21 protein-coding genes are annotated in these 20513 nt (G+C 72.8%); 12 read left to right on the forward strand and 9 right to left on the reverse strand.

Annotated features, from left to right (window positions below):
- Positions 1-7: 7 nt before the first annotated feature.
- The 4 genes from L2C96_RS30195 to L2C96_RS30210 are packed head-to-tail and all read right to left on the reverse strand — an operon-like array spanning position 8 to position 2693.
- Positions 8-1051 carry a Rieske 2Fe-2S domain-containing protein gene (locus L2C96_RS30195; protein ID WP_237338612.1) on the reverse strand — a complete coding sequence of 348 codons (1044 nt, stop codon included), beginning with the start codon at positions 1049-1051 and terminating at the stop codon, positions 8-10.
- A 2-nt stretch (positions 1052-1053) separates the two neighbouring features.
- Complete coding sequence (locus L2C96_RS30200) at positions 1054-1239, reverse strand: recombinase-like helix-turn-helix domain-containing protein (RefSeq protein WP_020418958.1); 186 nt, start codon at positions 1237-1239, stop codon at positions 1054-1056.
- 4 nt (positions 1240-1243) lie between these two features.
- Positions 1244-2179, reverse strand: a complete 936-nt coding sequence (locus L2C96_RS30205) for a PDR/VanB family oxidoreductase (RefSeq protein ID WP_237338613.1) — start codon at positions 2177-2179, stop codon at positions 1244-1246.
- Between the two features lie 4 nt (positions 2180-2183).
- Positions 2184-2693, reverse strand: coding sequence for a cupin domain-containing protein (locus L2C96_RS30210; RefSeq protein ID WP_237338614.1), 510 nt, complete (start codon positions 2691-2693; stop codon positions 2184-2186).
- Between the two features lie 183 nt (positions 2694-2876).
- Here L2C96_RS30210 and L2C96_RS30215 point away from each other — a divergent pair, with 183 nt between their 5' ends.
- Positions 2877-4325, forward strand: a complete 1449-nt coding sequence (locus L2C96_RS30215) for an aldehyde dehydrogenase (protein ID WP_237338615.1) — start codon at positions 2877-2879, stop codon at positions 4323-4325.
- A 28-nt stretch (positions 4326-4353) separates the two neighbouring features.
- Here the strand turns inward: L2C96_RS30215 and L2C96_RS30220 are convergent, their stop codons facing one another.
- From L2C96_RS30220 to L2C96_RS30230, 3 genes are all read right to left on the reverse strand, one after another.
- Positions 4354-4668, reverse strand: coding sequence for an integrase core domain-containing protein (locus L2C96_RS30220; RefSeq protein ID WP_237338616.1), 315 nt, complete (start codon positions 4666-4668; stop codon positions 4354-4356).
- 108 nt (positions 4669-4776) lie between these two features.
- Positions 4777-5298, reverse strand: coding sequence for a hypothetical protein (locus L2C96_RS30225; protein WP_237338617.1), 522 nt, complete (start codon positions 5296-5298; stop codon positions 4777-4779).
- Positions 5299-5338: 40 nt separating this feature from the next.
- Positions 5339-5899 carry a MarR family winged helix-turn-helix transcriptional regulator gene (locus L2C96_RS30230; protein WP_237338618.1) on the reverse strand — a complete coding sequence of 187 codons (561 nt, stop codon included), beginning with the start codon at positions 5897-5899 and terminating at the stop codon, positions 5339-5341.
- 64 nt (positions 5900-5963) lie between these two features.
- On the opposite strand from L2C96_RS30230, the gene L2C96_RS30235 reads away from it, so the two are divergent.
- Genes L2C96_RS30235 through L2C96_RS30245 form a run of 3 tightly spaced genes read left to right on the forward strand, consistent with a single transcriptional unit; the run spans position 5964 to position 9100 of the window.
- The gene (locus L2C96_RS30235) at positions 5964-6842 is read left to right on the forward strand and encodes an NAD(P)H-binding protein (RefSeq protein ID WP_237338619.1); all 879 of its coding nucleotides are present in this window, start codon (positions 5964-5966) and stop codon (positions 6840-6842) included.
- The gene (locus L2C96_RS30240; RefSeq protein ID WP_237338620.1) at positions 6839-7423 is read left to right on the forward strand and encodes a CPBP family intramembrane glutamic endopeptidase; all 585 of its coding nucleotides are present in this window, start codon (positions 6839-6841) and stop codon (positions 7421-7423) included. Before L2C96_RS30235 ends, L2C96_RS30240 begins: the two co-directional genes overlap by 4 nt.
- A gap of 9 nt (positions 7424-7432) precedes the next feature.
- Complete coding sequence (locus L2C96_RS30245; protein ID WP_237338621.1) at positions 7433-9100, forward strand: serine/threonine-protein kinase; 1668 nt, start codon at positions 7433-7435, stop codon at positions 9098-9100.
- A gap of 179 nt (positions 9101-9279) precedes the next feature.
- On the opposite strand, the gene L2C96_RS30250 is transcribed toward L2C96_RS30245, so the two are convergent.
- Positions 9280-9477 carry a hypothetical protein gene (locus tag L2C96_RS30250; protein ID WP_020418968.1) on the reverse strand — a complete coding sequence of 66 codons (198 nt, stop codon included), beginning with the start codon at positions 9475-9477 and terminating at the stop codon, positions 9280-9282.
- Between the two features lie 68 nt (positions 9478-9545).
- Between L2C96_RS30250 and L2C96_RS30255 the strand changes: the two genes are divergently transcribed.
- Together L2C96_RS30255 and L2C96_RS44755 are read left to right on the forward strand one after the other, a co-directional pair.
- Entirely contained in the window at positions 9546-10070 is a 525-nt protein-coding gene (locus tag L2C96_RS30255; protein WP_237338622.1) for a YbhB/YbcL family Raf kinase inhibitor-like protein, read from the forward strand.
- Between the two features lie 9 nt (positions 10071-10079).
- Positions 10080-10211, forward strand: coding sequence for a hypothetical protein (locus L2C96_RS44755; protein WP_017981498.1), 132 nt, complete (start codon positions 10080-10082; stop codon positions 10209-10211).
- Between the two features lie 341 nt (positions 10212-10552).
- Here L2C96_RS44755 and L2C96_RS30260 read toward each other — a convergent pair whose 3' ends face one another.
- Complete coding sequence (locus L2C96_RS30260; protein WP_237338623.1) at positions 10553-11614, reverse strand: LacI family DNA-binding transcriptional regulator; 1062 nt, start codon at positions 11612-11614, stop codon at positions 10553-10555.
- 122 nt (positions 11615-11736) lie between these two features.
- Here L2C96_RS30260 and L2C96_RS30265 point away from each other — a divergent pair, with 122 nt between their 5' ends.
- From L2C96_RS30265 to L2C96_RS30290, 6 genes are read left to right on the forward strand one after another with little or no spacing between them, the layout of a single operon-like run.
- Entirely contained in the window at positions 11737-13782 is a 2046-nt protein-coding gene (locus L2C96_RS30265; RefSeq protein WP_237338624.1) for a hydantoinase/oxoprolinase family protein, read from the forward strand.
- On the forward strand, positions 13779-15431 hold the full coding sequence (locus L2C96_RS30270) for a hydantoinase B/oxoprolinase family protein (protein WP_027936602.1): 1653 nt from the start codon (positions 13779-13781) through the stop codon (positions 15429-15431). Before L2C96_RS30265 ends, L2C96_RS30270 begins: the two co-directional genes overlap by 4 nt.
- Positions 15428-16453: a Gfo/Idh/MocA family protein gene (locus L2C96_RS30275; protein WP_237338625.1), complete on the forward strand. Its 1026-nt coding sequence runs from the start codon at positions 15428-15430 to the stop codon at positions 16451-16453. Before L2C96_RS30270 ends, L2C96_RS30275 begins: the two co-directional genes overlap by 4 nt.
- The gene (locus L2C96_RS30280) at positions 16450-17541 is read left to right on the forward strand and encodes an NAD(P)/FAD-dependent oxidoreductase (RefSeq protein WP_237338626.1); all 1092 of its coding nucleotides are present in this window, start codon (positions 16450-16452) and stop codon (positions 17539-17541) included. The genes L2C96_RS30275 and L2C96_RS30280 overlap by 4 nt, the downstream gene beginning before the upstream one ends.
- A gap of 19 nt (positions 17542-17560) precedes the next feature.
- Complete coding sequence (locus L2C96_RS30285) at positions 17561-18895, forward strand: MFS transporter (protein WP_020422899.1); 1335 nt, start codon at positions 17561-17563, stop codon at positions 18893-18895.
- The gene (locus L2C96_RS30290; protein ID WP_237338627.1) at positions 18895-20475 is read left to right on the forward strand and encodes a gamma-glutamyltransferase; all 1581 of its coding nucleotides are present in this window, start codon (positions 18895-18897) and stop codon (positions 20473-20475) included. Before L2C96_RS30285 ends, L2C96_RS30290 begins: the two co-directional genes overlap by 1 nt.
- Positions 20476-20513: the final 38 nt, after the last annotated feature.

The raw sequence follows: 20513 nt of genomic DNA on the forward strand, positions 1-20513 counted from the left end.
CAAGGGTTCAGGCGACCGGGACCGGCGCTGCGGTCGCGGGCTCGGTCAGGCGGGCCGCCTGTTTCGCGGCCTCCGCCTTCAGCAGGCGGCGCATCCGGACGAGCGCGATGTCGTGCTGGTAGAGGTTCTCCCGGTCCCAGGCGTCGGCGGGCATCGCCTCGGCCATCTCGCGGTCCTGCTCCAGCACCGCGTAGTGCCGGGCCTCCAGCCGGTTGCGGTAGAGGAAGCGCCAGCTGTCCCGTTCCCAGCCGGACACCTTGCGGCAGCGCCAGAAGAACCCGGCGTGCCGGTTCGCCGAGATCGCGCACAGCCCGGCGACGATCGTGAACGGCCCGCCCGGGCCCGCAGTGTCCGGGTACGGGATGTCGAGGGTGACCCAGTCCGCGCCGCCGTGGGTCAGCTCGACCCAGTCGAAGTTCACGCCGCGCTGGTCAGTCTTCTCGAACACGAAACCGTTGTCGGTCGCGCGGATCTGGAAGACCGCCTCGCGCTTGCCCGCGAACATCGTGTGGCTGTTGCGGTGCAGGAACGCGCCGTGCATCGGGTCGAGCAGGTTGTCCAGCGAGTACAGGTAGGGCGCGTCCCACTCGACGTAGCAGAGGAACTCCGACCACTCTCCGCCCGCGATCGGCTCCGGCACCTCCAGCGGGGCCGGTGGCGCCGACTCGTCGAGCCCGAACCAGGCGAAGACCGCTCCGGCGTGCTCCTCCGCCGGGAACGTCCGCAGCACGCGGCGGCCCTCCAGGGCGCAGCCCGGGCTGCCCGGCACGGACACCACCGTGCCCTCGGTGTCGACCTGCACGCCGTGGTAGTTGCAGGCCACCCGGTCGCCCATGTGCACGCCCTGCGACAGCCGGGCGGCGCGGTGCGGGCAGCGGTCCTCCTGAACGTGCACGACTCCGGCGGCGTCGCGCCACAGCAGCAGCTGCTCGCCCGCGCGCTCGATCCGGACCAGCTCACCGGGACGTACGTGCCCGGACGGGCACAGCGGGTACCAGCGGTCCCGCAGCCCGAACGCCAGCAGGCCCTCGGGGGTGTGCAAGGGGTTCACGTCTAGCTCTCCGTTCCGCTCAGGCGGGCCAGTTCGGCAGTGAACGACGACTCGGTCCAGTCCTCGCCGCCCGCGGGGCGCACCCCGGAGGAGTTGAGCGCGGCCACCACGCCGGGCAGGTCGTGCACGCCGCGGCCGTAGATCGCCTCGAGTTCGTCGCCGAACGCGTTCTCGTAGCTGGAAGGCATGTCCTCAGTCCTCCACGTCCAGGACGAGCTCGGCCGACCGGCTGCGCGACACGCAGATCAGCATCGTGCCGCCGGCCGCCTTCTCGTCGTCGCTCAGCAGGAAGTCGCGGTGCTCGGGTTCGCCGGCGAGCACCTTGGTCTCGCAGGTGCCGCACACCCCTTCCCGGCAGGAGTTGGGCACGGACACCCCGGCCCCGGCGAGAGCGTCCAAGATGGACACCCCGGCGGGAACCGGAACCCGGCGCCCCGACCCGCCGCACACCACGTCGAAGCCGTGGTCCGGCCCGGTGGTTTCGGGTTCCGGTGCGCGGAACCGCTCCACCCGCAGCATCGAGGCGTCCGGCAGCGCGGCCTCGACGGCGGCGATGAGCGGTTCCGGGCCGCAGCAGTAGACGAGCGTGCCCGGCCGGAGTTCAGCCAGCTCGGCCGCCAGGTCAGGCGGTCCGCCGCGCTCGTCGTCGGCGTGCACGCGCACCCGGTCCGCGGGCAGGTCGGCCAGGAAGGCCATGCTCGACCGGGAGCGTCCACAGTAGAGCATGGACCAGTCGGAACCCCGCTGCTCCAGGTGGTTCGCCATCGCCAGCAGGGGAGTGATGCCGATGCCGCCCGCGATCAGCAGGTGCCGGGGCGCGTCTTCGAGGGTGAAGTTGTTGCGTGGCCCGTCGACCTCGATCAGCGTGCCCGGGGTGAGGCGCTCGTGCACCCAGGCGCTGCCGCCGCGGGAGGACGGCTCGCGCAGGACGGCCACGGTCCAGTTGTGCCCGTCCGCCGGGTCGCCGCACAGCGAGTACTCCCGGACCAGCCCGTTGGGCAGGTGCAGCGACAGGTGCGCGCCCGGCTCCCACGCCGGCAGGGCCGCCCCGGCGGGGTCGCGCAGCTCGACGCGCACGACCCCGTCGGTCAGCCAGGTGCTCTGGTGAACTCGTACCGTCCGGGTCATGGCTTCAGTCGCGGGTCACGCCGTGCATCGGCGAGGTCGGCGGGTAGGTCGGCAGCTGCGGCTTCTGCGCGCCGATGATCACCGCGAACAGGGCGTCGGTGTCGCCGATGTTGCGCAGGCTGCGCGGCACTCCGGCCGGGACGCGGATCAGGTCGCGGTAGCCCAGCACGCGGCTGGCGGTCTTGGTGCCGTCTTCCACGTCGTGCACGGTGACTTCGAGGGTGCCTTCCAGGACGAAGAAGACCTCTTCCACGTCGTGGTGGGTGTGCTCGGGGCCGATCGCGCCGGCGGGCAGCCGCATGTTGGAGAACGTGAAGTGCTCCGAGGGCAGGATGCGGTTGTCGGTGTCGTGGTTGCCGGTGGCGCCGGAGCCGATGTAGCGGACCTGCGCGCGGCGGAACTGCTCGCCCGCCTTGGTCTGGAAGCCGAGCGTGTCCCAGTCCTCGTAGCGGGATTCGCGGGTGGCGATGCAGGAGTCGATCAGTTCCTCGAGGCCGGCTTGCGTCGTCGTCACGGGATCTCCTTGGATGTCTTAGCTCTAAGGGAACTTGGGAAGAGTTTGTAGCACCGCGACCCGGGCGACGACAACCCTTAGCTCTAAGTTTTCTGAAGGTTGGTTTCGATAGTGTCAACGGCTTCCAATTAACTTAGAGCTAAGTTATTCTGCCGATTCTGGACGGCCTGTGGAGGTGGCTCGATGACAGTGCCCGCGGACGAGATCCTGGTGGCCGGGCGGTGGCGGCGCGGCGGTGGGGCGCCGCTGGAGTGCGTGGACCCGGCGACCGGTGAGCCGATCGCGGTCGTGCACGGCGCGTCCGCCAGGGACGTCGACGAGGCGGCCAGCGCGGCCTGGGTGGCCGAGTGGGCGGCGTTGCTCCCACACGAACGGGCCCGGGTCCTGGCCCGGGTCGGCGACCTGATCGAGCGGGACGGGGAGTCGCTGGCCCTGCTGCAGACCCGCAACACCGGCAAGGCGCTGCGCGAGACGCGCGCGCTGGTGGCGAGCGCGGCGGCGACGTTCCGGTTCTACGCGGCGGCGCTGGAGACGATGGAGACCGCGCTGACCCCGCAACGCGGGCCGTGGCTGACGATGTCGGTGTACGAGCCGGTCGGGGTGGTCGGCGCGATCACCCCGTGGAACTCGCCGATCGCCAGCGACGCGCAGAAGATCGCACCCGCGCTCGCGGCGGGCAACGGTGTGCTGCTCAAACCGGCCGAGGCGACGCCGCTGGTGTCGCTGGCGCTGGCCCGGCTGGTGCTGGAGGCCGGTGTGCCGGCGCGGTTGCTGTCCGTGCTGCCGGGCCCGGGTTCGGTGGTGGGGGACGCGATCGTGCGGCACCCCGCGGTCGGGAAGGTCGCCTTCACCGGGGGCACGTCGACCGGGCGGGCGATCGGGCGGATCGCGGCGGACAAGGTCATGCCGGTGACGATGGAACTGGGCGGCAAGTCGCCGACGATCGTGTGCCCGGACGCGGCGGCCGAGCAGGCGGTGGCCGGGATCCTGTACGGGATCTTCTCCTCCACCGGGCAGAGCTGCATCGCCGGGTCGCGCATCTTCCTGCCGGAGTCGCGGTACGCCGAGTTCCGGGACCTGCTGGTGGCGGGCGCGTCCCGGCTGCGCATGGGCCCGGGCACGGCGGCGGACACGCAGGTGGCGCCGCTGGCGACGTTCGCGCACCGCGACCGGGTGGCCGCGCTGGTGGACCGCGCGCGCGAGGAGGGGGCGCGGGTGCTGTGCGGGGGAGAGGTGCCGCCGTCGGCGGGCGCGTACTACCCGCCGACCCTGCTGGAGGGGCTGTCGAACTCGTCGAAGACGTGCCAGGAGGAGATCTTCGGCCCGGTCGGCGTGCTGCTGCCCTACCGCGACGAAGAGGACCTGGTGGCGCAGGCGAACGACACCGTGTACGGCCTGGCGTGCGGCATCTGGACCGCCGACTACCGCCGCGCGTGGCGCCTCGCGCGGCGGATCGAGGCCGGGACGGTGTGGATCAACACGTACAAGCAGTTCAGCATCTCGACGCCGTTCTCCGGCAGGAAGGAGAGCGGGCTGGGCGTCGACAAGGGCCGCGAGGGGATCCTCGGGTACCTGCGGCAGAAGAGCGTGTACTGGGGCCTCGACGAGGCGCCCCTGCCCTGGGCGGGATAGGTGTTGTGACCTGGCAGGGTGTGGAGGGTCAGGGCAGTCGGGTGATGGGTGGGTGGCCTGTTAGGGCGGAGTGTGGGCGTTCAGTGTTGTAGTGCTGGACCCAGGTGGGCAAGGTTGCCAGGCGGTGGGTGTTGGGGGTCCGGGGCTGGGCGTAGGCGAATTCGGTGAGCAGGGTGCGGTGGAAGCGTTCGGCTTTGCCGTTGGTCCAGGGGCAGCCGGGTTTGATGTAGCGGCGGCGCAGCCCGAGGGCGGTGCGGACCGCGGCCCAGCAGGTGCCTCGGCGGTAGGCCAGGGCGTTGTCGGTCAGGATTCGCAGCACGGTGATGCCGTTAGCGTGACCCATCGAGGACCTCCAGGGCTGGTAGTGGATGCGTCGCAACACCCACTCCGCCCGGAGGCCCTCCCCACAATCAACCCGGCACGCCGTCCACAACCTCACGAGTCACAACAGCTAGCGCCGCTTCCGCTCGTCCACCATGGCCTGGATCCGGGCGATCGCGGCGACCCGTCCGTCGCCTGCCTGCCCGGGTCCGGCCGGGTGGGGCAGCATCGGCTCGGGGCGGTGGCCGAGCAGCAACGGGTTCCCGATCATCTCCAGGCCGCCGCTGGTGCGGTAGTAGCGCTGCGCGAACCGCACGCCCTCCGGCCTGCCCTGCTCGTAGGCGTCGACGAACACGGCCTCGGTCCGGTCCTCGTCCAGGGTCAGGAAACCGTCCCAGGCCAGCGCGACGTGGCGGGGGACCGGGTCGGCCGCGGCGAGGTCCTGGCGGGCCAGCGCGACGCTGCCCTCGACGGTGAAGTTCTCCTCGGAGTCGACGTAGCGCGTCGCGACCTTCTCGCCGTCGGGCATCACGGCGAGCACGAAGGGCACGAACCCGGACTCGGTCGTTTCCGCGTTTTCGACCGCGAAGTCGATCGCGTCGAACAGGGTCGCCGTGGCGTCGTTGCCGAGGTTCGGCACGGGGTCGGTCATCAGGCAGCCTTCCGGGGGGATGATCGTTTACCGGTCCGACTCACCGGCGGCCCGGACGGTTCCCCTCGGATTCGGCGCGGTCGGCCATCTCGGCCAGCCGGATCGAATGCTCCAGACGGCTGAGCAGCTGCGCCAGCTGCGTCCGCTCGGTCTTCGTCAGGCCCGCCAGCATCCGGTTCTCGTTGGCGAAGTGGACCTCCGCGACCTTGTCGGTCAGTGCGAGGCCCTCGTCGGTGAGTCCGATGTAGACGATGCGGCGGTCGGCGGCGTCGCGTTCGCGGTACACCAGGCCGGCGGCCTCCAGCTTGTCGACCCGCTGCGTGATGCCGCCCGTGGTGAGCAGGTTCGCGTCCGCCAGCTCGCCCGCCGTCCGGCGGTACGGTGCGCCGACGCGCCGCAGCGCGGCCAGGATGCCGAACGCGGAGATGTTGACCCCGTACCGCCCGAACACCCGGTTGAGCTGCACGGTGTACCCGTCGAAGGCGCGGTGCAGCCGCCCGAACACCGCCAGCGGCGACGCGTCGATCTCCGGCGCCTCGCGGCGCCACTCGGCGAGCATCAGATCGACCGCGTCCGGCTGCGGCTTGTCGCGCTTCGGCATAGGATCCCCTCAAAACATTTCTACTGTAAGAATATCATCGCTAAGATAGCGTGGAGGACGGCCGATGCGGGTGGCGGTGGCGGGGGCGTCCGGGTTCGTGGGACGGCGGTTGTGCCCGGCGCTCGTCGAAGCCGGCCACGACGTCGTCGCGATGACCCGGCGCCCGGACGACTACGCGGGGGCGGGCGAACCGGTCCACGGCGACGTGCACGACGCCGGTTCCCTTCGCGAAGCGCTGGCCGGCGCCGCCGCGGCCTACTACCTGGTGCACTCGCTGGGCGAGCCGGACTTCGAACGCCGCGACGCCCGCGCCGCGCGCAACTTCGCCCGCGCCGCCGCGGACGCCGGCCTGTCCCGGATCCTCTACCTCGGCGGGCTCGGCGACGACGCCGACGACCTGTCCCCGCACTTGCGCAGCCGCCGCGAGGTGGAGGGCCTGCTGGGGGAGGCGGGCGTGCCGGTGACCGTGCTGCGCGCCGGGATCGTCATCGGCCACGGCGGGATCTCCTGGGAGATCACGCGCCAGCTGGTCGAGCACCTGCCCGCGATGGTCACCCCGCGGTGGGTCGGCACACGCACCCAGCCGATCGCGCTGGCCGACGTCGTCCGCTACCTGGTCGCGCTGCTGGACGTGCCGCCGGGGCGGGTCTTCGAGGCAGGCGGCCCGGACGTCCTGGCCTACGGCGAGATGCTGAAGCGCGTCGCCGGGATCGAGGGCCGGTTCCGGGTCATCGTGCCGGTGCCGCTGCTGTCGCCGAGGCTGTCGTCGCTGTGGCTGTCGCTGGTCACCGACGTGGACGCCCGCACCGGCCGGTCGCTGGTCGACTCGATGATCAACGAGGTCGTGGTGCGGGACCACAGCCTGCGTGAGGTGGTGCCCTTCGAGCCGATGGGCTTCGACGCCGCGGTGGTGGCCGCGTTGCGGGAGCGGGCCGGGGCGTGAAGACCGCGCTGGGGCTGGTCACGGCGGCTGGGGCCGGGCTGCTGGGATACTCCTTGACGCGGAAACCGGGTTCGCGGGAGTTCGTCGGTTCGACCGCGGCGGTGGCTGGGGTCTGGGCCGCCGGGAGCCTGCTCGACCGGACGCCCGCCGGCCGGGTCGGCGCCGGGCCGGTTGCTTGCGGCGTCGGCGCGTTCGCGGTGTTCCGCGCCGGTGCCGAGATGGGCCGGCGGATCCCGGTGCTGCGGCGGGCGCTGCGGCGCGTGCTGCGCTACGCGAGTGCGGGCAACGGCGGTGCCGTGCTGCTCACGACGCTGGCCAACGGCGCGGCCGAGGAGCTCTTCTTCCGCGGCCCGGTCTACAACGCGCTGGGCGCGACCGGGTCGACGGCCGTGTACGTCCTGACCACCACCGCCACCCGCAACCCCGCGCTGGTCGCGGCGTCCGCCGTGATGGGCACGGTGTTCGCGTGGCAGCGGCGGTCGGGCGGCGGGGTGCTGGCGCCGCTGGTGACGCACGTGGTGTGGTCGGCGTTGATGGTGTGGTGGCTGCCCGCTCTCGTCCCGGAGCAGGCCGGTCCGTAACCTGACCGGGTGACGACTACGGACGGACTGACCGTGGACGGCGCCGGCAACCTCCTCGCCGGGCGGTATCGGCTGGAGAGCCGTGTCGGGGCCGGCGGCACAGGCGTCGTCTGGCTGGCTCGTGACGAGCGTCTGGAGCGCCAGGTCGCGGTCAAGCAGCTGTGGCCGGGCCCGGCGCAGAGCGAGCAGGCGCGGCAGCGGATCCTGCGCGAAGGCCGCAACGCCGCCCGGCTGCGCCACCCCAACGTGGTCACCGTGCACGACGTCGCCGAGCACAACGGCCAGCCCGTGCTGGTGATGGAGTACGTGCCGTCCCGCAGCCTCGCCGAGGTCGTCGCCGAGCAGGGGCTGCTCACGCCTGAGGCCGTCGCGCGGATCGGGCTGCAGGCCGCCGGCGCGCTGGCCGCCGCCCACGCGGCCGGGATCGTGCACCGCGACGTCAAACCGGGCAACCTGCTCGTCGCCGACGACGGCACGGTCAAGATCGCGGACTTCGGCATCTCGCGCGCGACCGGCGACTCGGCGCTGACGCAGGGCGGCCTGGTCTCCGGGACGCCGATGTTCCTCGCGCCGGAGATCGCCCGCGGCGAGGAGCCGACGCCCGACTCCGACGTGTTCTCGCTGGGCGCCACGCTCTACGACGCGGTCGAGGGAGTGCCGCCGTTCGGCGACGACGAGAACCCGATCGCGTTGCTGCACCGCGTCGCCGCCGGGGAGGTGCCGGAACCGCAGTACGCCGGCCCGCTCGCCCCGGTGCTGATGGCGATGCTGCGGCCCGACCCCGCCCAGCGGCCCAGCACCGTGCAGGTGGTGACCGCGCTGCAGGCGGTCGCGGACGGGCAGCCGGTGCCGCCGCGCACGCTGAACCCGGCGCGGGCGCGGACGCAACCGGTGGTGACGCCGTCTTCGCTGACCGTGCCGGTGGCGCCGGTTGCCGGGCCAGGCGGTGCCGGGACGCGGGTGAACGCGCCGGTTGCCGCTGGCACGCGAGTGAACGCGCCGGTTGCCGCTGGGAGGCGGCTGAACACTCCGGTGGCTGGGGCGGCCGGAGCCGGGACACGGCTGAACAAGCGGGTCGCCGGGCTCGTCGCGTCGAAGCGCCGGTTCTTGCTGCCCGTCGTGGGCGTGCTGCTCGCGGTGCTGGCGGTCGTCATCCTGTTCACGCAGCTCACGCCCGACCCGCCGGCCCCGGCGCCGGCCCCGCCGCCCGCGGCGCTCGACGCCGCCGCGATCACCGGGGCGGTGCGCGAGTACTACGCGCTGCTGCCCGCCCGGCCGGACAACGCGTGGACCCGCCTCGGCCCGAAGATGCAGGCGCAGGGCCAGGACGCCTACCGCGCTCGCTGGGCGGGCATCACGGCCCTGACCGTCACCACGCCACCCGCGGTAGTCGCCGACAACACCGTGTCGGTGACGATCGCGTACACCTTCGAGGACGGCCGCGTGGTCACCGAGACGCACCGGCTCGGGCTCATCCCGGCCGCCCCGGCCCCCCTGATCGACAGCGACGCCGTGCTGTCCAGCGAGACGAGCACGCCGCCGCCCCCGCCGCCACCGTCACCCACCCCGACGTCCGCCGCCGAGCCCCCACGCGCCGGTGACGACCGGGGAGACCGCCACGACGACGACCGCGGCGACCACCGTCCCGGCCGCGGGCACGGCCGGGACCGCGACTGACCGGCGCCGGTTCCCGCTTCCGGAGCGGCAGTTTCATGAGCGGCGGGCCGCGGGGTGAGCCGGCTCAGCCGCGCGGAGCACGCCCTTGCGGGTGGCACGCGCGCCCAGTGGGTGGCGCCCCGAGGTTCTGCCTCCTGGGCTGCGGGGGAGCACGTGCGTTGTTGGTGCCCCGACCGGCGCTAACCGCCTTCGGTGTCCCGGGGGTATTCGGCCTGCCCGACGGTGCCGGTCGTGTCGGCCTCTTCGGTGCTGCGCGACACGGCGGTCTTGCCCGGCTGCGGCGGCTCGAACGGTTCGCCGGTGCTCTCGGCGATCGAGGTGCGGCTGTCCGCGTTCTCCTCGGTGTCGTCCTGGGCCTGGTGTCGTTCGGGGTTCATGCCGCGGTGGGTACCCGCCGGGCCAGTGGGTATGTCGGCTGGTGCGACCGATCTCCCGAGGAGGCACCATGCCGGACCCAGAGCGCGCGGCCGGACCGGCCGGCGACCGCGGCACGAGCCGGGGCGACCCTGGCCTCGGCGAGCCGCCGCGACCGCTCGCCGGCGGGCTCGAGCTGCGCACCAGTTCCTTCAGCGACAACACGTTGATCCCCGAGCAGTACTCCTACGAGGGCGGCAACGAGCGGCCGTCGCTGGAGTGGCTGCGCATTCCCGACGGCGCCGCGGAACTCGTGCTGCTGTGCGAGGACCCGGACGCGCCCGCCGGGACGTTCACCCACTGGGTGGTCACCGGAATCGCGCCGACGTCGACCGGCCTGGACTCCGGTGTGGAGGGCCGCAACGACTTCGGGGAGCGCGGCTGGGGCGGCCCGCGCCCGCCGGTGGGGGACGAGCCGCACCGGTACTTCTTCCGGCTGTACGCGGTGGACCGGAAGCTCGGCCTCGGCGAGGACGCCACCGGCCAGGACGTGCGCGCCGCCATCGAGGGGCACGTGCTCAGCACCGGCACCATCATGGGCCGCTTCGGACGTTAGGAGACCACGATGACCGACCCCCGCCGCGAAGACCTGGACGAGGAAGCCCGCCCCGCCACCGAACAGGACGAGGGCCTCGGTGAGGAGGACAACTCCCTGCCGGAGGACCGCACCCCGAGCGGCCCCGGCGAGGAGGCCTGACTCACCCACCCACCGTTCCCGGCGCGCCACTGGTCGGGCAACGCTCCGGTCGCGGACCCCCGGGCTCCGCGATCGGAGCGTTGCCCGCGCTGCCAAGCCCCGAGAAACCCGCGCGACTACTGCGGCACGGTCGAGCCGCGCGCGTCCAGTTTTGCCGGGAGGTGTGCGCGATCCGCGGCGAGGCGGCGGAGCGGGGTGGCGAAAGGCCACTGCGGCACGGTCGACCCGCGCGCGACCAGCTTGGCCGGGAGCTGGATGGGCTGGGGGCTGCCGGACGTGACCGGGCGGGAGGCGTGCACAGCCCCGCAACCGCGGCGGATCCCACCCGCGGCGGCGAAAGGCTACTGCGGCACCGTCGACCCGCGCGCGACCAGCTTCGCCCGGAGCTGGATGTGCTGCGGCCGCCGGGACGCGGTGCCGTCCGTGATGCGGTCCAGCAGTTGCCGTCCGGCGCGGGCGCCCAGGTCGTACGTCGGCTGCTCCACGATCGTCAGTTCGGGCCGCACCAGCGTCGTCCACGGCTCGTCGTCGAAGCCGATCAGCGACAGCTGCGTCGGCATCCGCAGGCCGCGGTCCTGCGCCGCCCGGTAGGCGCCCGACGCGAGCACGTTGTCGGTGCACAACACGGCCGTCGGCGGCTCCGGCAGGTCCAGCAGCCGGTTCATCGCGTCATACGCCGACTCGCGGTCGTACCGCGCCGAAGCCACCAGCCCGGCGTCCACCGGCAACCCCGCCGCCTCCAGCGCGCTGACATACCCCCGCAGCCGCACCGCGCTCGGGAACAGCCCGCGCCGCCGGTTGCCCGTGCGCACCCGCGCCAGCTGGTCCCCGGCCTCCGTGATCACCCCGATCCGCCGGTGCCCCAGCTCCGTCAGGTGCCCGACGGCCTCCGCCGCCGCGTGGTCGTTGTCCACGGTGATGCTGTCGGCCTCCGGCACCCCGCTGACCTGCCGGTCGATCAGCACGACCGGCACCCCGGCGTCCATCGCCCGCCGCAGGTGCGCCCCCTCGCCCGGCCGCGCCGCCGCGACGATCACGCCGTCCACCCGTTTCTCCGACATCACGCTGACCGCCCGCTGCTCGGCTTCCAGCACACCGCCGGTGTTGGCCAGCAGCACCTCGAACCCGGCAGGCGACGTCACGTCGGTGATCCCGCGCAACGCGGTGGCGAAGAACGGGTTCGCCACGTCCGTCACCACGACGCCGATCGTCTGCGTGCTGCCGGTGACCATGCTGCGCGCCAGCCCGTTCGGCCGGTACCCCAGCTCGGCCGCCGCGGCCAGCACCCGCTCCCGGGTCCGCTCGCTGACCTGCCCGTACCCGCCGAGCGCGCGCCCCGCGGTCGCCGTGGACACCCCGGCCGCGCGGGCCACGTCGATCAGCGAGGCTCCGTGCGTGGTCACCTGCGCGCCTCCCCCGGTAACGAGCCGTCAGCGAATCAAGTCTTGACTGAGACTACTACCGACTGAGAAGGTTCTCACCCAACAGGTACTGAGAAGGTTCTCACTCAAGCGAGGCCCAGCACATGACACTTCGGATCGGCGTCGACACCGGTGGCACGTTCACCGACGTCTGCGCCCTCGACGAGCAGACCGGGCGCCTCTACGTGCGCAAGGTGTCCAGCACCCCGGACGACCCCGGCCGGGCGATCGTGACGGGCGTGTCCCAGCTGCTCGACGAGATCGGCGGACGCGACCTCGGCGACGTCGGCTACTTCGCCCACGGCACCACGGTCGGCACCAACGCGCTGCTCACCGAGCGCGGCGCGCGCACCGGCCTGCTCACCACCGCCGGCTTCCGCGACCTGCTGGAACTGGGGCGCGGCCGTCGTCCGTCGCTCTACGACCTGCAGGCCGACAAGCCGGCCGCCCTGGTGCCGCGCGACCTGCGGCTCGAGGTGGACGAGCGGGTCCGCCACGACGGCCGGGTGGAGCGCCCCCTCGACGAGGAGCAGGTCCGCGCGCTCGCCCGCGAGCTGCGTGAGCAGAACGTGGAAGCGGTCGCCGTCTGCTTCCTCTACAGCTTCGTCGACCCCGGCCACGAGCGGACCGCCGAGCGCATCCTCGCCGAGGAACTGCCCGGCGTGCACGTCTCGGTGTCCTCGGCGGTGCTGCCGGAGTTCCGCGAGTACGAGCGTCTGTCCACAGTGGTCGTCAACGCCTACCTCGGCCCGGTGGTCGCCCGCTACCTCGCGAAACTGCGCACCCGGCTGGGCGAGCTCGGCCTGCGCGCCACCCCGCACGTCACGCAGTCCAACGGCGGCATCATCCCGTTCGAGACCGCCGAGCGGATGCCCTCCCGCATGGTCCTCTCCGGACCCAGCACCGGCGTGGTCGGCGCGGCCGAGATCGCCCGCGCGGCCGGCTACCCGGACATCATCACCTTCGACGTGGGCGGCACCTCCTCCGACGTCTCGCTCGTCCAGGACGGCGTGCCCAAGTCCTCCAGCGGCACCGAGATCGACGGCAGGCCGGTGCGCGCGCCGATGCTGGACATCCACACCGTCGGCGCCGGTGGCGGCTCGATCGCGTGGATCGACGCGGGCGGCGCGCTGAAGGTCGGCCCGGGCAGCGCGGGCGCCGATCCGGGCCCGGCGTGTTACGGCCGCGGCACCGAGCCGACCGTGACCGACGCCAACGTGGTGCTGCGGGTCCTCAACCCGGAGTACCTGCTGGACGGGCAGATGAAGATCGACGCCGGGGCGGCCCGCGCAGCGGTGTCCACAGTGGCCGGTCCACTGGGAATGGACGTGCTCGACGCGGCGCAGGGCATCGTGCGCGTCATCACCGCCAACATGGCCCGCGCCATCCGCGTCATCTCCGTGCAGCGCGGTTACGACCCGCGCGACTACGTCCTGGTGCCCTTCGGCGGCGCCGGCCCGCTGCACGCGGTGCGCCTGGCCCGCGAGCTGGGCATGCGCACCGTGCTGGTGCCGGAGACACCGGGCGCGCAGTGCGCCGCGGGCCTGCTGATGACCGACATCCGCGCCGACTTCCTGCGCACCCGCATCTCGCCGCCCGACGAAACCACCGTCGCCGGCGTGTTCGCCGAACTGGAGGCCGAAGCGACGGCCTGGCTGGCGGAGGAGAACGTCCCCGCCGAGCGCCGCCGCGTCGAGCGGTTCGCCGAAATGCGGTACGCGGGCCAGAACCACGAGCTGCCGGTGCCCGTCCCGGAGGGCGAGATCACCGCGGACACCGTCGCGCAGCTGACCAAGCGGTTCGCCGCCGAGCACGAGCGGATGTACGGCTACTCCTCGGCCGAGGACGCGGTCCAGGTGGTCACCTTCCGCCTGCGGGCGATCGGCGAGGTGTCCCGCGCCGAGCTGCACCGCGCCCCGCTCGGCGACGCCGACGCGAGCGTCGCGATCCGCGCCACCCGCGAGGTCTACCTGCCCGAGAGCGGCGGGTTCACCGAATGCCCGGTGTACGACCGCAGGCTCCTCGAACCCGGCCACCGCGTCGACGGCCCCGCGGTCGTCGAGCAGATGGACACCACCACGCTGCTGCTCCCCGGCGACGTCGCCGTCGTCGACGAGCTGCGCAACCTCGTCGTGACGGTGGGCCGATGACCCACACGGAAGGGAAGACCATGCAGGACCCCGTGCTGGTCGAGGTGATCGGCTCCGCGCTGTCGTCCATTGTGGAGGAAATGGGCGAGACGCTGGTGCGTGCGGCCTACTCGACCAACATCAAGGAACGCCGCGACTGCACCGCGTCGCTGTTCGACGCCGCGGGCCGGATGCTCGCCCAGGACGAGGGCGGCTCGCCGCTGCACCTGGGCTCGCTGATGGGCATCGTCGACGAGATCACCCGCCGCTACCCGGCCGGGACGATCGAGGAGGGCGACACCTTCATCGGCAACGACCCGTTCACCGGCGGCGGTTCGCACCTGCCCGACATCGTGCTGGTGTCGCCGGTGTTCCTGGACGGCGAGATCACCGCGTGGGTGGCGAACCTGGCCCACCACGCCGACTTCGGCGACCGCGGCCACGCGCACATCTTCCAGGAGGGCCTGCGCATCCCGCCGGTGCGGCTGATGCGCCGGGGCGAGCTGCAGCACGACCTGTTCGAGCTGATCCTGCTCAACTGCCAGGTGCCGCACGAGCGCCGCGCGGACCTGCGCGCCCAGATCGCCGCGAACCGGCTCGCCGTCACCCGCTACACCGAGCTGGCCGCGCGGTACGGCCGGGACACGCTCGTGGCGGCGGCCGCGGCGCTGCTCGACTACACCGAGCGCCGCACCCGCGCGGCCATCGCGAGGGTTCCCGACGGCACCTACACCTTCGCGGACCGCTTCGACTGCCCCGAGCTGGACGACGAACTCGACCTGGGCGTCACCGTCACCGTGCACGGGGACGAGGTCACGTTCGACTTCACGGCGCCGCCGCAGGTCCGGGCCAGCGTCAACGTCGTGTGGACCGCGCTGTACGCGGCGGTCTACTACTCGCTCAAGACGCTGGTGGACCCGGACATCATCCCGAACGCCGGCCTGCACCGGCCGGTCACGATCAACGCCCCGCGTGGATCGGTGCTCAACTGCGCCGAACCCGCCGCCGTCAACGGCCGCAGCGAGACCTGCCAGCGCGTGGTCGACCTGATCCACGGTGCGCTCGCCGATGCGGTGCCGGAGACCGTGACCGCGGCGAGCAATGGCGCCAACACCGGCGTGCACTTCTCCGGGGTGGACAGCCGCACCGGCCGCTACTTCGTCTACCTGGAGACGATCGGCGGCGGGTGCGGCGCGCGGCTGGGCAAGGACGGCATGGACGGCGTGCAGGTGCACATGACCAACACCAGCAACCTGCCGGTGGAGGCCCTGGAGACCGAGTACCCGCTGGTGGTCGAGGAGTACGCGCTGATCGACGACTCCGGCGGCGACGGCCGCACCCGCGGCGGCATGGGCATCCGGCGCACGGTCCGCGTCGAGGAGTCCGACGTGCACTTCTGGCTGGACACCTCGCGGCAGCGCTCGCAGCCGTGGGGCCTGTTCGGCGGCGGGCCGGGCGCGAGCGCCGGGGTCGAGCTCTCCGAAGGGGCGCAACCGGTCGAGCACGGCTACACCCGCCTGCAGCCCGGCGACCGCGTGTCGATCCGGACCGCCGGGGCGGGCGGCTACGGGCCGCCGTCCGAGCGTGACCCGGACCAGGTGCGCCGGGACGTCGCCGAAGGACGGATCTCCGCCGAGCGCGCCCGCACCGTGTACGGGGTGGAGTCGTGATCCGCACCGCCGTGATCGGCTTCGGGGTGTCCGGGCGGATCTTCCACGCCCCGTTCCTCGCCGCCGACGAGAACTACTCGCTCGACTACATCGTCACCGGAAACCCGGAGCGCGCAGCACAAGCCCGTGCCGAGTATCCACACGCGACGGTCCTGGCGGCCCCCGGCGAGCTGTTCGCGCACGAGCTCGACCTGGTCGTGATCGGCACCCCGCCCGCGACGCACGCCGGCCTCGCCGCGGAGGCGCTCGGCCACGGCCTGCACGTGGTGGTGGACAAGCCGTTCGCGGTGACCAGCGAGCAGGGCGAGGCGCTGATCGAGCAGGCCGACCTCGCCGGCCGCGTGCTCACGGTGTTCCAGAACCGCCGCTGGGACGGCGACTTCCGGACCCTGCGGCGCCTGATCGACGACGGTGAGCTGGGCCGGGTGCACACCTTCGAGTCCCGGTTCGAGTGGTGGAAGCCGCAGGGGCCACGCGACTGGAAGGCGCACGCGGGCCCGGCCGAGGGCGGCGGCATCCTGTACGACCTCGGCACCCACCTGATCGACCAGGCGATCCAGTTGTTCGGCCCGGTCGCGCACGTGCACGCCGACGTCCTCCGCCGCGGCGCGGGCGACGGCGACGACGACACGTTCCTGGTGCTGGCCCACGAAAACGGCACCCGGTCCCGGCTGTTCATGACCGGTCTCGCCGCGCTGCCCGGCCCGCGGTTCCACGTCCTCGGCGACCGGGCCGGCTACACGAAACACGGCCTGGACCCGCAGGAGGACGCGCTGAAGAACGGCGCCCGGCCCGGCGACGACGGGTTCGGGCACGAGCCGCGGGACAACTGGGGCACGCTCGGCGTCCGCGGCGACACCCGCCGGGTCGAGCCGGAACCCGGGGACTACGGCGAGTTCTACCGGCTGCTCGCCACCGCGATCGCCACCGGCGGCGAACCACCGGTCGATCCGCGCGACGCGGTGGACGTCCTTCGCATCATCGAACGGGCACACGCCCAGAAGGGGGATCTTTCCCGATGACCGCAGGCAAGCACGTCGTCGTGGTGGGCGGGGGCGTTCTCGGCGTCTCCACGGCCACGCACCTGCAGCGCGACGGCGTGGCGGTGACGCTGGTGACCGAGGGCGAGCTGGCCGACGGCGCCTCCGGCCGGTCGCTGTCCTGGCTCAACTCCGCCGGGACCCGCTCGGCGGCCTACCACGCGCTGCGGATGGCCGGGATCGACCGCTACCGCACGCTCTTCGCGCAGGACCCCGCCCGCGAGTGGCTCCGCTTCGACGGCGGCCTGCACTGGAGCCTCGACGAGGACGCGATGCGGGACCGGCACCGCGCCGAGGTCGCGCACGGCTACGACTCCAAGCTGGTGTCGAGCCACCCGGGCCTCGACCCGGCCGCGTTCCCCGAGGTGGCCGTGCACAACCCGGGCGAGGGCTGGGTGTCCCTGCCGCACCTGATCGAGCACCTGGCCGCGGAGTTCACCGCGCTCGGTGGCGAGATCGTCACCGGCGCAGGCCGGGCGAGCGTCACGACCGCCGGGGGAGTGGCCACCGGGGTGACCACCGCGGGCGGACAGCGGTTCGAGGGCGACGCCGTCGTGGTGGCCTGCGGCGCCGCCACCCCGGCCGTCGTCGCGGAGCTGGGCGTGACCATCCCGGACGCGTCCCCGCTGTCGATGCTCGTGCTCACCGAACCCGCCGAGACCGGCGTCAAGTCCGTGCTGAACACCCCGCGCGTCGCGCTGCGGCCCAACCCGGGCGGCACGTTCGCCCTGGACCACCACTGGTACGAGGACCGGATCACCGAGGCGGCCGACGGCACGTGCTCGATCGACGAGTCGGTGGTCAAGGAACTCGCCGCCGAGGCCTCCGCGCTCCTGGACGGCGGGGTCACGCTGACCGCCGCGTCCTGGAAGCTCGGACGCAAGCCCATCCCCGGCGACGGCGAGCCGGTGTTCGGCGAGCTGTCCGCCGTGCCGCGGTGCCACGTCGCCTTCACCCACTCCGGCGCCACGCTCGGCCTGATCGCCGGAGAGCTGCTGGCAGGCGAGATCCGCACCGGCGAGCCCCACCCGATGCTGGAGCCCTTCCGGCCGGACCGCTTCCGGCCCTGAACCCCCGCAAGGAGATCCGTTGACCGACCACGACACGCGGGCGTCCGCGCCCGCCTCGACGGACCTGCGCTCGCGGCGCAAGGTGATCATGTCCGCGATGCTCGGCAACGTCGTCGAGTACTACGACTTCGGCCTCTACGGCACGCTGGCCGTGATCATCTCCCGCCAGTTCTTCCCGGAGGGCAACGCGACCGCCGCGCTGCTGTCGACCTACGCGGGCGTGGTGCTGTCCTACGCGCTGCGGCCGCTGGCGGCGATCGTGCTGGGACCGCTGGCCGACATCAAGGGCCGCCGGTTCGTGCTGCTGCTGACGATCGCGGTGATGAGCGTCGGCACCGCGGGCATCGGGCTGCTGCCGACCTACGCGGCGATCGGGATCGCGGCGCCGATGATCCTGTTGTTCTGCCGGGTCCTGCAGGGCATCGGGGCGAGCGTGGAGTACACCACGGCCGCCAACTTCATCTTCGAGCACGAGCGCGGCAACCGGCGCAACTACCTCGCCGGGCTGTCCGTGGCGTCCACTTCGGTCGGTCCGCTGCTCGCCACCCTGGTGTCCTACCTGGTGATCTCGGTGATGCCGGCGCAGGCGTTCAACGACTGGGGCTGGCGCATCCCGTTCCTGCTGTCGATCCCGATGGCGCTGGTCGGCATCTACATCCGCCGTCACGTCGAGGAAACCCCGCAGTTCAAGGAAATGGCGGAGCTGGCCGAGCAGAACAAGGTCAAGCAGACGCCGTTCCGCACCGCCGTGCGCGAGCACTGGGGCGCGATGCTGCGGGCGATCGGCCTCGGCGCCGGGCAGCGGGTCGGCTCATTCGTCATCCAGGCCTACTTCGTCACCGCAATGGTGAAGGCCGGGTTCGCCGAGAACAACGCGTTGCTCGCCTCCCTGCTGACGTACGCGATCGGCCCGATCCCGGCGATCTGGGGCGGCAAGCTCGCCGACAAGCACGGCGCGCGGATCCCGCTCGTGGTCGGCTACGGCCTGTTCGTCGTGCTGACCGTGCCGACGTTCCTCGCCATCGGGTCCGGCTCGCTGTGGCTGGCGGTGGTCGCGGTGGTCGCGTTCACCTTCATCAACAACTTCGTCGGCGCGCCGCTGACGACGGCCTACGTGATGAGTTTCCCGGCCGAGGTGCGGGCCAGCGCGTCGGCGCTGAACTACAACATCGGCACCACCGCGCTGGGCTCGACCGCGGGCCTGATCGCGGTGTGGCTGTTCGACCTCACCGGCACCAACGCCGCGTTCGGCTGGTACATGACGGCGATCTGCGCCGTCTCGATCCTGGTCGCCCTGTTCGCGATGCCCGCTGCGGTCGACGAGCAGCGCCGCAAGTCGATGGCGGAGGCCTGATGGACGCCCGCACCGCGGACGAACTGGCCCGTTCGGCCGCCTACGGCCCGAAAGAGCCGGTGGTGGCCGAGCGCGGCATGGTGGTCACCTCGCACCCGCTCGCGGTGCGGGCCGGGCTCGACGTGCTCCGCGACGGCGGCACGGCTGCCGACGCGGCGCTCGCGGCAGCGGCCACCCAGCTGGTGGTCGAACCACACATGACGGCGCTGACCGGCGGCCTGGAGATGCTGCACTGGGACGGCGCGAATGGCGAGGCGAGCTACCTCAACGGCAACGTCGCCGCCCCGCTCGCGCCGCTGCCCGGGTTCACCGGGGCCGACCTGACCACCGGCCGGGGCGTCCCCGTCCCCGGCTGGTGGCCTGCCTTCCGCGCCGCGCACGACCGGTTCGGCAGGCTGTCCCGGGATCGGCTGCTGCGGGACGCCGTCCAGCTCGCGCGGGACGGGTTCGCGGTCAACCCCTACCTGTTCGGCGAGATGTACGCGCACCGCGCCGAACTCGGGTGCCACGAGCAGGCGCGGGAGGCGTTCCTGCCGGGCGGCACCCTGATCGCGCCCGGCGGCACCCTGCGTCAGGACCGGGTCGCGCGCACGCTGGAACGGCTGCGGGACGAGGACCTGGACTACTACCTGGGCGATTTCGCACGGGCCTTCGCCGCCGAGTGCGCCCGCGGCGGCGGGGTCATCACGACCGAGGACTTCGCCGCGTACGAGGCGCAGTGGTCCGAGCCGCTGCGTGGCACCTACCGGGACGTGGAGGTCGTGGCGTCCGCGCCGCCGGACGACGGCGGGTGCCAGCTCATCGAGGCGCTCAACATGCTGGAGCTGGTGGACCTGCGCGGCCCCGCGCACTCTTGCGTGGACACGCTGGACCTGCTGGTGGCCGTGCACAACGAGGTGTATTACGCGCCACCGCGCACGGCCGCCGCCGACGTGGAAACGCTGCTGTCCAAGGACTTCGCGGCCCGGCGGATGGACCGGCTCGGCGCGCTGCCGCCGTCCGTGCCGACGCCGGTGCCCGGGACGATCCACGTCACCGTGGTGGACGAGCAGCGCAACATCGCCTCGGCCACGCACTCCCACATGGCCTCGCCGTGGGTGAACGGGCTGTTCGCGGAGGGGTTCCAGCTCTCCGGCGGCGGGTCGTTCTTCCAGCGCGGCATGCCGTGGCCGGGGGAGCGGGCCACCGTCTACCTGGCGCCCAACCTGGTGCTGCGGGACGGCGTGCCGGTCATCGCGTCCGGGTCGCCGTCGGTGTCGCTTGTGGCGTGCGTGCTGCAGAACCTGGTGAACCTCCTGGACTTCGGGATGTCCATCGAGGAGTCGGTGGCGGCGCCGCGCTTCGGGGTGCGGCCGCACGAGCCGGCCGCCGGGTGGTTGCCGGGCGTGACGCTGGAGCACGGGTTCGCGCCCGGCGTGGACCGCGAGTTCCGGCGCCGCTGCGCCGAACGCGGGCTGTGGCTGCGTGATCTCGGGCCGTGGCATTCGCTGACCGGCAACTTCGAGGGCGTCACGCTGGACGGCGGGTCGCTGCGGTCCTGTGCGGACCCCCGCCGCAACGGCGGAGCGGAAGGGTACTGACCGGTTCGCAAACGCTCTTGGTCTACGTGGCGCAACGG

The sequence above is a fragment of the Amycolatopsis tucumanensis genome, assembly GCF_021654135.1.
GTDB lineage: Bacteria > Actinomycetota > Actinomycetes > Mycobacteriales > Pseudonocardiaceae > Amycolatopsis_E > Amycolatopsis_E tucumanensis.